General features: G+C 39.4%; 9 protein-coding genes and 1 pseudogene. 6 read left to right on the forward strand and 4 right to left on the reverse strand.

All coding sequences use genetic code 11. The annotated features are described in order from the left end of the window. The 5 genes from DSM106972_RS04155 to DSM106972_RS04175 form a co-directional block, all read left to right on the forward strand. A partial coding sequence (locus tag DSM106972_RS04155) for an amino acid adenylation domain-containing protein (protein ID WP_127079162.1) occupies window positions 1-2,544 on the forward strand: 2,544 nt, incomplete at its 5' end. A 180-nt stretch (window positions 2,545-2,724) separates the two neighbouring features. Further along, window positions 2,725-4,011 carry an MFS transporter gene (locus DSM106972_RS04160; RefSeq protein WP_127079164.1) on the forward strand — a complete coding sequence of 429 codons (1,287 nt, stop codon included), beginning with the start codon at window positions 2,725-2,727 and terminating at the stop codon, window positions 4,009-4,011. 286 nt (window positions 4,012-4,297) lie between these two features. Further along, window positions 4,298-5,749 carry an efflux RND transporter periplasmic adaptor subunit gene (locus DSM106972_RS04165; protein ID WP_127079166.1) on the forward strand — a complete coding sequence of 484 codons (1,452 nt, stop codon included), beginning with the start codon at window positions 4,298-4,300 and terminating at the stop codon, window positions 5,747-5,749. A gap of 15 nt (window positions 5,750-5,764) precedes the next feature. Continuing rightward, window positions 5,765-6,166, forward strand: coding sequence for a hypothetical protein (locus tag DSM106972_RS04170; RefSeq protein ID WP_127079168.1), 402 nt, complete (start codon window positions 5,765-5,767; stop codon window positions 6,164-6,166). Between the two features lie 476 nt (window positions 6,167-6,642). Next, window positions 6,643-7,704, forward strand: coding sequence for an alpha/beta hydrolase family protein (locus DSM106972_RS04175; protein ID WP_127079170.1), 1,062 nt, complete (start codon window positions 6,643-6,645; stop codon window positions 7,702-7,704). A gap of 29 nt (window positions 7,705-7,733) precedes the next feature. Here the strand turns inward: DSM106972_RS04175 and DSM106972_RS52440 are convergent, their stop codons facing one another. Then, a complete protein-coding gene (locus DSM106972_RS52440) occupies window positions 7,734-7,940 on the reverse strand; it encodes a hypothetical protein (protein WP_127079172.1) in 207 nt (68 codons plus the stop codon). Between DSM106972_RS52440 and lanM the strand changes: the two genes are divergently transcribed. Next, window positions 7,931-9,943 carry a type 2 lanthipeptide synthetase LanM gene (lanM, locus tag DSM106972_RS04185; RefSeq protein WP_233787596.1) on the forward strand — a complete coding sequence of 671 codons (2,013 nt, stop codon included), beginning with the start codon at window positions 7,931-7,933 and terminating at the stop codon, window positions 9,941-9,943. The genes DSM106972_RS52440 and lanM overlap by 10 nt on opposite strands. A 574-nt stretch (window positions 9,944-10,517) precedes the next feature. Here lanM and DSM106972_RS55645 read toward each other — a convergent pair. From DSM106972_RS55645 to DSM106972_RS55655, 3 genes and pseudogenes are all read right to left on the reverse strand, one after another. Beyond that, the gene (locus tag DSM106972_RS55645; protein WP_127079176.1) at window positions 10,518-10,901 is read right to left on the reverse strand and encodes a hypothetical protein; all 384 of its coding nucleotides are present in this window, start codon (window positions 10,899-10,901) and stop codon (window positions 10,518-10,520) included. Continuing rightward, window positions 10,807-11,166: a hypothetical protein gene (locus DSM106972_RS55650; RefSeq protein WP_127079178.1), complete on the reverse strand. Its 360-nt coding sequence runs from the start codon at window positions 11,164-11,166 to the stop codon at window positions 10,807-10,809. Before DSM106972_RS55650 ends, DSM106972_RS55645 begins: the two co-directional genes overlap by 95 nt. Next, window positions 11,159-11,425: pseudogene (locus tag DSM106972_RS55655) on the reverse strand (IS701 family transposase); the annotation flags it as partial. The pseudogene DSM106972_RS55655 and the gene DSM106972_RS55650, both read right to left, overlap by 8 nt.

Raw genomic sequence — 11,425 nt, forward strand, 5'->3', positions numbered from 1 at the left:
AGAGCCAATCAATTGGCACACCACCTTCAAACATTAGGGGTTGAACCAGAAGTATTAGTAGGTATTTGTGTGGAACGTTCTATCGAAATGGTAGTGGGACTGTTGGGGGTACTCAAAGCAGGTGGCGCCTATGTACCCCTTGACCCCGACTATCCCCAAGAACGCTTGGCTTTGATGCTAGAAGATGCCTCTGTCTCAGTATTACTAACCAAGAAGGCAACTCTTGCCGAGAAGTTCTCCCAATACTCGAAGCAAATCGTCTGCTTGGATTTTGACTGGGAAAAAATTACCCAACACAGTCAGGAGAAACTTGTTAGTAGGGTAATGCTTGATAACCTTGCCTATGTGATTTATACATCAGGATCAACAGGAAAGCCCAAGGGAGTTGCTGTTACTCATAAAGCAGTAAACCGCTTGGTAATCAATACAAACTATATAAACTTAAAACCAAAAGATGTCGTTGCACAAATCTCTAACAGTTCGTTCGATGCTGCCACATTTGAGATTTGGGGAGCCTTGCTCAACGGCGCGAAGCTTGTTGTAATTACTAAGGATGTAGCTCTTTCACCTCTAGACTTTGCAGTTCAACTGAGCGAACAAGGGATTACGGTATTATTCTTGACAACTGCCTTGTTCAATTTGCTAGCAAGTGTTGTTCCGTCAGCTTTTGATTCAGTGCAACACCTCTTATTTGGAGGAGAGGCTGTCGATCCGAAGTCGGTCAAAAAAGTGCTGAAGAATGGCTCACCTAAAAAGTTGCTTCATGTTTATGGGCCTACTGAAAGCACAACATTTACCACTTGGTATTTGATACAAGATGTTCCACAAGGGGCTACAACCATTCCCATAGGTTGCCCTATAGCCAACACGCAGGTTTATGTGCTAGACTCTAGGTTGCAGCTTGTACCTGTCGGTGTTCCGGGAGAAATCTACATCGGAGGTGATGGTTTAGCTAGAGGCTACCTCAACCAACCTGAACTAACTGCCGATAAATTTATCCCCAACCCTTTCGATAATTCTAAATCAAAACGTCTTTATAAAACTGGAGATTTAGCCCGCTACTTAAGCGATGGCAATATTGAATACCTCGGTCGCATTGATAATCAAGTCAAGATACGGGGTTTCCGTATCGAACTTGGAGAAATCGAATCAGTCCTACAGACCCATCCTCAAGTACAACAAGCTGTAGTCATTGCAAGAGAAGATGTTCCTGGTAACAAAGAATTAGTCGCCTACATTGTTGCCAAAGAAAATTCACTTACCAGTAAACAGCTACGCGAACTAATTCAAAAGAGACTACCAGAATACATGCTGCCAAGTGCGTTTGTACTGTTAGGTATCTTGCCGTTGACACCCAACGGCAAAGTAGACCGCAAAGCACTACCAGCACCTGATGCAGAACGACAGCGAGAAGGTGAATACATAGCACCCCGTACAGCAATAGAACAGCAATTGACGAAAATATGGTCAGAAGTTCTTAATGTTTTCCCAGTGGGAATAACAGACAACTTCTTTGAGATTGGTGGACATTCTTTACTAGCTGTTCGTTTAATGGCTCAAATTCAAAAAAATTTCCAGCAGAATTTACCACTAGCCACTTTATTTCAAGGTTCAACCATTGAACAACTTGCGATTATTCTCGGTTCGCCTTCGTATAAAAAAATTTGGTCTCCCTTAGTGCCTATTCAACCTAATGGTTCATTATTACCCTTTTTCTGTGTAGCAGGAGCAGGAGGTAATGTTCTCTATTTCTATCACTTAGCACGGTGTTTGGGAACAGAACAACCCTTCTATGGTCTACAAGCACAGGGGCTTGATGGCGAAACTAAGCCGCTTGAGAGTATCGAGGACATTGCTTCCCAATACATTAAAGCAATTCAGACAGTCCAACCAGTCGGTCCTTACTTTTTAGGAGGTCATTCCTTTGGTGGTCAAGTCGCTTTTGAAATGGCTCAACAGCTACTTCGTCTTGGACATGAGGTTGCCATAGTTGCTATTTTAGATACGTTTGCACCATTTGCTAACCTTAATCGTAAGTATAGTTACTCTGATTGGGATAGTACCAAATGCTTGTGCAAAATTACTGAAGTGATTGGAATGCTTTATGAAAAAAATTTACAGTTATCTGAGGAGGTTTTAGCCTTCCTCTCACCAGAAGAACAGTTAAACTATGTGAAGCAGCATTTAGAAGTAGTTGGCGTTTTACCTCCTCAGACAGATATTAAGATAGTTCGTGGTCTCCTGCAAGTTTTCCAGACTCAATGTCAAATTTATTACGTACCACAGAATACTTATCCAACCTCAATTACTTTATTCCGTGCGTCTGAGGTATCTGAGGTATCTGAGGTAGATTCTTCAGAAAGGAGTTTTTACAGCGTTTTGCAAGATGAAGCATGGGGCTGGAATCAGTTTTCTAATGCACCAGTAGAAATTTATACTGTTCCTGGTAATCATATATCAATGATGGCTGAATCTAACGTAAAGGTATTAGCTCAAAAATTACAAAAATGCATTGAAAAAAAACAACCTCCTACAAATTCCTAAAATAGTTAAATTCAATAAAATTGAACCTTGCAAAATAGTTACCTGCAGGTCGCTTACTTGAAAGTTAGCTTCAAATAAAGCCCTGTATGTATTAAGAATAAAACCAATCATTTGTCAACGCAGTGAATTATTGATTTGATTCAACTATTTGAGAAATCACCAAAATAATAGTATTTTTTCATGCAAAACTTCATTTTAATCTGGTTTGGACAATTTATATCCCTTATTGGCTCTGGTTTGACTAGCTTTGCTCTTGGCATATGGGTGTACCAAAGAACTCAGTCAGTTACCCAGCTTTCTTTTATTTATTTATTTGCCCTACTTCCTGCCATTTTGATTGCGCCTTTAGCAGGAGTTTTAGCAGACCGATGTGATAGACGCATAGTAATGATTGTTAGCGATAGTGTTGCAGGTCTTAACACTTTAATAATTGCTTTGCTAATGTCCCAAGGGTGGCTAAATATCTGGCATATTTATCTACAAATCACGATTGACTCTGTTTGCTACGGTTTTCAGCTACCAGCATACGCTGCTGCTATTCCCCAGCTTGTACCCAAAAAACATTTTGGTCGTGCTAATGGCATGATTGAACTTAGTAAGGCAGCAGGACCTTTGTTTTCACCCTTGCTAGCAGCTATGCTAATGGCATCAATCCAAATTCAAGGTGTTATTTTATTTGACTTTGTAACTTTTATTTTTGCTCAGTTGACCCTGATAATTACCCGATTTCCAAAACTTGAAAAAAATAATCTAAAAAATGCAAAAAATACAAACTTGTTACATGATATTACTTTTGGATTTACTTATATATTAGCACGACCTGGATTTGTCTTGTTGGTGTTATTTTTGGCTATTACTAACTTTTCTATTGGTATGACTCAAGTTTTAATAACACCAATGATGTTGAGCTTTACCAACACTCAAGTTTTAGGTATTGTTTTATCGATTGCGGGTAGTGGTTGGTTGTTAGGTGGAATTTTGATAAGCTTACGCGGTGGTTTTCAACGACGTATACCTATTATTATCACCTGTAAAATCTTGATAGGTCTATGTACTTTGCTGGTGGGAATAGCACCTAATGTCATACTTATTACTGCTGCAGGTTTTGTTAGTTTTTGCTGCATTCCTATAGTTATGAGTTCTAATACTACTATATGGCAGACCAAAGTTCCCTCTGATGTACAAGGACGTGTTTTCGCTGTCAAAGAAATGCTAACTTGGTCGTTTTTGCCGCTTGCTTATATTGTTTCTGGTCCGATAGCTGACTATATATTTGAGCCATTGCTTACCCCGTCAGGAGCTTTAGCTAATACTATAGGATTGCTTATTGGTGTTGGTAAAGGACGTGGCATTGGACTCATTTTTATTTTGCTAGGAGCTTTTATTATGTTAGTAACAGTTACAGCTTATCAGTATCCACGTTTGCGACTAATTGAAGATGAGTTACGAGATTGTATTGATGATTGAACTAGTGCAGCTTGGTAAAAATAATTTACTTATATAAAAAATAAATCTTATTAATTAAGTTGGTAAACAAGTGCAAAATAATAACATCTGGAGGCTTAAAAACTTTGTAATTTGATGGGAAATTTATGGCTAAATCTGAAAAGCTCGCTCTGAAAGCAACTATTTTTAAGCTCTGTAACTTCTGGATTGCGTCTAAACGACTTTTTCAGCAAGACCTACTTAGTATGGAAAAATCTAAAAATTAGAGGTCAAAATATTGGAATGATCACCATAAATACAAAATTAGATGCGCTTACCCTTTTTTGGTAAAAAAATAAAGTCTCCATCCCGTTGGGTATTAGGTTTGACGACAACTGGTGCTTTTGTGGCTGCGACTTTTGCTACTAGTACATTTATTATTCAACGTGGGCGAAACGAAGATATTTCGCAGCTTACAGTTCCAGTTGAGGCGAAAAATGTCACTTTACGAATTACTGCTAGTGGTAGAGTTACACCTGTTCAAAGTGTGAATGTTAGTCCTAAAAATGGTGGTATTCTTGCACAACTACTTGTTGAACAAGGTGATAAAGTACAACTTGGGCAAATAATAGCGAAAATGAATAGTGCTGATATTCAAGCGCGTATTCAACAAGTGCGGGCAAACCTTGCACAAGCAAAAGCACAACTTGACCAAGCTAAAGCAGGTAGTCGTCCACAAGAAATAGCTCAAGCGCGAGCTAAGTTAGCTTTACAAGAAGCACAGTTAGCAGAAGCGCGTGCGGGAAACCGTCCGCAAGAAATAGCCCAAGCTCAAGCACAAGTTGACGCAGCCTCTTCAAGAGCCAATTATACTGCTCAACAAGTGCGACGCTATCAATATCTTGTTGGTCAAGGTGCCGAAAGACGGCAGTTATTAGACCAAGCTGTAAGTGATGGTAATGCTGCAAAAGCTTCTTTACGCGAAGCTCAAAAACGTTTATCGTTATCACAAAGCGGTAGCCGTTCGGAAGATATTGCCCAACGAATTGCGGCAGTTGCAGAAGTGCGCGCGGCATTACAATTAGCTCAAAGTGGTTCACGTCCTGAAGAAATTGCTCAACGTATTGCAGCAGTCGCAGAAGCACAAGCGCGACTCCAAGCAGAATTAGTTAATTTAGAAGATTCAATTATTCGGGCGCCGTTTGCTGGTATTGTCGCACAAAAATATGCCAACGTTGGAGCTTATGTGGCGCCGACAACTTCCGCATCAGTAAGTGCTTCTGCCACATCAAGTTCAATAGTTGCTTTAGTACAAGGTTTAGAAGTTTTAGGCAGTCTACCAGAAGCCGATATTGGTAGAATCAGAGCTGGGCAACAAGTAGAAATTACTAGTGATGCTTACCCAGACCAAGTATTTCAAGGACGTGTTCGCTTAATTGCACCTGAAGCAGTCAAAGAAGAAGGTGTGACTTTATTCCAAATACGAGTGCAAATTGAGACAGGTGAAGATAAATTGCGCTCAGGGTTAAACGTTGATTTGACGTTCTTAGGCGACGATGTACCAAATGCTTTAATGATACCGACTGTAGCTATTGTGACAGAAAGAGGAAATACAGGGGTATTAGTACCTGATAATAAAAATCAACCTCAGTTTCGTCCCGTTGTCGTCGGTTCACAAATTAAAAATCAAACCCAAATTCTGGAAGGAGTCAAACAAGGAGAGCGAATTTTCTTAAACCCTCCTAAAGAATATCAAATGCAAAAGCAAAATCAACAATAGGAGAGTGTACATAATTTGAGAAGCGCAAAGGTTCACTCATTCCAAGTCAACAAATCACATTTAGGAAAAGGGACTGGAACGACAAAAACAACTCGCACTCATGTAAACAACCAAGGAACATCCCGTCCTCACCGTGTTAGCGCAAGCTGGAAAGCGGGACATAGTAATGGTCGCACAAATTTTATCAATAAACGCTTCAAGACTAACGATGCTGGTCATTTGCTTGCTAAAAGTAATGGAGGAAAAGGGCACATTAGAAGTGGAGTCTTTCCACAAAATCCCAAAATTAATCGAGGAAACCGTCTAAATGGCGTCCAAACCCACAGTGTATGGCGAGGACACAAAGACAAATTCCATAAGGCTGTTAAGAAAAATGGAGGGGGTAACTGGACGGTTAAACTTCATCGCAAAAAGTAAATATATTATGTCCGGTTGAATACCTATCTCAGTAGAGATGCGATGTTCCTCGTGTTTCTACAACAATTTTATTATGGTTACGTGACTCATATTTCTCAAATTAAATCGTGCGCGCGGAAGCCGTAAGTAAATAAAATTCTACTAAAATAACACATGGGCTTGCTCATATACCAAGAGTGTTTGATGGAATCATCGAATTCAATAATTTTACCAACAATATGATTATCGCAGTATACGGCGCCTATATTATAGATTTTTCAGTTTATAACTAATAATTTATCTGTTACATCTGTTGTATCCTTTGCAAACTGACCGGAAGATAATTTCAATTTTAAGTAGGAAAAAATATGATATTAATTTAAGAAATAAACTATTTAAATTTGTTTTATAGCGGTATGATATATAAAAAGTATCTGCTGTAATCTGTTGTATTGGATTTTTAGTAAACAATTTTAAAAAAGGAAGTATATAAATCAGTGTTCAATATCAAACGTTTATTAATTGTTAGTACTGGTGCATTAATATCTGTCACTGGTATTAGTGAGGTAGCAAAAGCTGGAACATTCAAGCCGGCGCCAATATATACAGATATTGGTAAATATACTACGACTATTGCAGGCGATAACAATTTAGCCGATATTTATTTTCCTAATCCATCTAATTTAAAAGCAGGCGCCGATAAATTACCTGTTGTATTGTTGCTTCAGGGCGCATTAGTGGATAAATCAAATTATTCTAGCTATGCAAAACAAGTTGCAGGCTATGGATTTGTAGTAGTGGCGCCGAATAGTAAGCTGTTTATTCCTGGATTGGGAGAAGCACTGGCACCCCGAACTGACCAAATCGATACAGCTTTACAAAAAATCGCAGCAGAGAATAATAATCCAAGTTCTCCTATTGCTGGAATAGTAGATACCCAGAAAGTCGGTTTATTAGGTCACTCGCAAGGTGGCGCCGTTGGATTATCTGCCATTGGCAATTTATGTGTGGCGCCGGCACTTTGTCCGGGTTCGTTCACGAGACCAGAACAAATCAAAGCAGGAGCCTTCTTCGGCGCTAATCTCCGCGACCAGAATGATGTTTTTTTCAAGATTAATAATGATGGAATTCCAATTGCTTTATTACAAGGTGACTTGGATGGACGCGCGCTCCCAGGACGAGCTGCTCGAACATACGATAATATTCAAGACCCGCCAAAAGCTTTAATCAATATTGCAGGCGCCAATCATTTCAGCATCACTAATACAAGTAACCCGCCTGGAGCAATTCCTGACCCAATACAAGCTACCTTACCAAACGATGTAGCAATAGAAACTATCGCGCGCTGGAGTGGTTTGTTCCTACGTGCGAGTATTCTCAACAATAAAGACGCTTTTAATTACGTATATTTTACTGGTGATGCGGCTGACCCGAATGTAACGGTGAAGAGTGAGCGTGTTCCTGAATCGGCGCCGACTATAGCGCTTTTAGGAGTTGGTATTACTTATGCTGCTTCCTTGAAATTACGAAAAAGAACGGTTGGCGTATCCAAAAAATAACTATCCCATTACAAGCAAATCTAATTTTATCATCTTTCTTGCCAATCAACATAGAACAAAAGAATTGCAAACAAAATATAGCCAATAGCCCAAGGCGCCCCAGTTCCCCAGCCTAAATCAACAATTGAAGGTCTTCGTTTCAAAAGCGTAAATTTTACACATTTGAATATTGCTGTTTCAAGTTTGTACTTGCTCGCTGCCCCTTCTACACTTGAAGAAGCAAGAATTGAAGTCAAGTTCTGTGATTAGAACAGGACTACTGCCAAGATGGGAGTTTGATTCAAAAGGTAATGCAATCGATGATAGTGGTTTAGGGGGAGTTGAGGAGCAGGAAGTTTCTCAAAGCAAGCACAAATGGAAAAACATAAATACTGATGACATGGTAATGGAATATGAAACTGGCACGATGTCAGTTCAAGCGAATACAGTTCTCCTGAATGGTGCTGTAGTTTCTCCAAACCACTATGTCAACGAAATTATAGATGGCTTTGAGACGATGTATCAATTGCTATCTTCTCAAAGCCAAGCACTTTTAGCTTCAGATAGTCCATTATTGCCTTTAGCTAATCAGAAAATACGGTTTTTGTTTCGCAATACTCAACTTTACGCTGATGTCTTAGAAAAAGCGCAACAACCGAAATCTTTACAGCATGGTATAGATTACAGCATTAAACTTGATGTATTAAGTCGAGCAATGCTGGTAGTTGACGAAAAACCTCCTGCTTGGTCACTTTTGGCTTTTGAGCTAGAAGCTATGGAACAGATGGATATTCCATACTTTGTCACTGACTCTAACAGTGATGCTTTAATGCTTAATAATTTCAAAGTCACTGGATATTTCAAAGAATCTGGTTATGACCGAATGATTTCTCGTCTCCAGCAGATGAATAATGAAGATTTAGCATTACAAGTCTCAATTATTCGCAGTTCTTTTCAATTACGCATTACTCAGGGTAGAAATAATGTAGCATCTACTGGTTCTAAAACTGCTTTCAACCCAGATGCAAAATATGAGTTAACACAAGTTGAGTTAGTGCAAGAAGCGCTAAAAATAGCCACATATATTCAGCAACGAGCTATTCATGCTGCCAACGGTAGTGTCACTTGGATTGGTATGGATTATAATCTTGACGCTCAACGATACCAACTTCAACCTATTGGCGAAAGTTTATATGACGGTTTTTGTGGTATAGCTTTATTTTTAGCAGCAGTAGCAAAAATCACTAACGATACAGAATTTAAAGACTTAGCAATAGGCGCTTTACATGAACTGACAGAATCTTTGCTATTTCCAGAAAACTCAAATGATTATCCAATATTTAGCCAAAGTTATATAGGTGCAGGTAACGGTCATGGCTCTATTATTTATACACTAGTCAAAATTAGTGAATTGCTAAATGAACCTAAACTTTTAGAGCTTGCGAGTATTGCCGCGACTTTAATAACCAAGGAAATAATAGAAAGTGATGATCAGTTTGATTTAGTAAATGGCGCCGCTGGAGCGATACTAGGGTTACTAAGCTTGTACAACGCCAAACCAGACCCAGTAATTTTGGAGCAAGCGGTTAGCTGCGGTCATCATTTGCTAAATAACAGAACTCAAAGCGATTTGGGATTAAGAGTTTGGACTAACTCAGAGTCGCTATTAGAAAGTGGATATTCGCATGGCGCCGCTGGTATTGCCTATGCTTTGTTACAATTGTTCAAAGTAACGCAACAAACATCTTTCAAAGAAGCAGCTTTGGAAGCAATATCTTACGAACGTAGTTTATTTTCTCCCAAAACTGGAAATTGGGCAGACACCGAAGTTGACTTGCAAGACGATAATTTTATGACTAGTTGGTGTCACGGCGCCCCTGGCATTGCTTTAGGACGCTTGGGTTGTCTATCTGTACTTGACGACCCAGAAATTCGTCAAGAAATTGCAGTTGCTATTGATACTACTAAAAAGTTCGGTTTTCCAAAGCTAGACCATCTTTGCTGCGGTAACTTTGGCAGAATAGAAGCACTACTAGTTGGTGCGTGTAAGCTATCATCTCCCGAACTTTTTGATATCGCTCAAAAACAGGCAGCATTTGTTGTAGTAAGAGCCAAAAAAATTGGAAATTATTATTTATTTCCCGACCTCAACAATGACATTTTTAACCCTGCATTCTTTCAAGGTGCCGCAGGTATTGGTTATCAGTTGCTAAGACTCGCGTATCCAGAATTACTACCATCCGTATTGCTTTGGGAATAGCATCTGAAATTAATGCATAAAATTTAAATTTATCCCCTCAACCCCCCAAACTTTAGGGGCTTTTTTTCCCTCTTTTCTCCCCAAATGAACCAGGTATAAGCTATAGTGCAATACTTTTCGGTTAACTTCTGAGAAACTTTTTCCACCACCAGTAGAAGCTAGAAACGCCAAAAATCGTGAAAATTTGCGCCAATTTCAAATTTGGTGGCATGACAAAACAGGCTAGAGTCAATTTCAACTCTAAACCAAATACTAATAGATACCCTGGCGAACGGTTGGTCTAATTTAAAACATTCTTCTGACCGGGATAGTAGCATTGCTACTTCACCAATATAGTAACCATTGATACCCAGAACCACGCTACGCGCGCAGGCTTAAGAACACTAATGATAATTCGGCTTTAACTGCCAGGGTAATTATATTATAAAAGTTTCTCTACATAAGTAACGGGGTGCGAAGCCGCCAGTTGGACGCTCCTAACTTGCACATTTCAAAATTCTATATATAGGAAGGGTTTCAAAAAAATGTGCTAGTCCGATATTTTACTGGAGCGTTTACGGCGCCAGTCAGAGGCTCATATCTTGCACCTGGAAATTTCAATGTTAATTCCTTGACTCAGTGCCAGTTCTCTCAAGCGTTCAATATCTTGTAAAAGAAGTAACACTGCTAAATGAGGGAATATAGTTTGGAATGCAATTTCTGCGGCTTCACCCCAGTCAGGTAAGTCGCCGTTGGCGCCCGATGTCGATAAATAAGCCCAATGTGCCAAAACATAAGATATCAGGGACAACACTAACCAGCGATAAACGCCTAGGAGGGTTCCTTGTCCAAAGCGATGTAATCCAAAACGATGTTTTGCAGTTTTAAACCAACCAACTAGAAAGCCATCTTCGTTTACCCCACCAAGAAATAGTGCTAGCTTTGAGAGCTTTTGTGGAAATAACAAATCGTTTCTCATATTTGCCATCATGACGTTTAAAATAATACCAGGATATATAAACAGGAAATTTTAAACCCTGAAGATAAAGCTGCTGTCCTCGTTTGTGTAATTGGGCAACACTGCGACCATCAAGTAACTTACGGGTACAAGCAATACCAGCAATTATGTGAAATTTTTTCTCTCTAACACCGTGTATAAATTGGATACTGCCGAAGCCTGTATCTACTAGAACCATTACCTCCTTAAAATGCTTGGTTAATTTTTTTGGTAAAGATTTAACCATTTTTAATCCCAGCCTTGCCGGGGAAGTGGCGCATGCATCCTCTCCAAACGCGGAAATTCCAAGGTATTCGCCAGCGACCAACAACCAGATACACTACAACCAAATGTAAGCCTCGTTTTCCGTGGTATACACTGATTAAGTTTTCAAGCGCCTTAAATTTTCCGAATTTCTCCAAAGTTGTCAGGTCAATAATAACTTGTAAAAATGGTTGGCGCCCCAGCGAACGCTCAGATAAAATCTCCTTTATAATACGGTTACG

It is taken from the genome of Dulcicalothrix desertica PCC 7102 (assembly GCF_003991905.1).
Taxonomy (GTDB): Bacteria; Cyanobacteriota; Cyanobacteriia; order Cyanobacteriales; family Nostocaceae; genus Dulcicalothrix; species Dulcicalothrix desertica.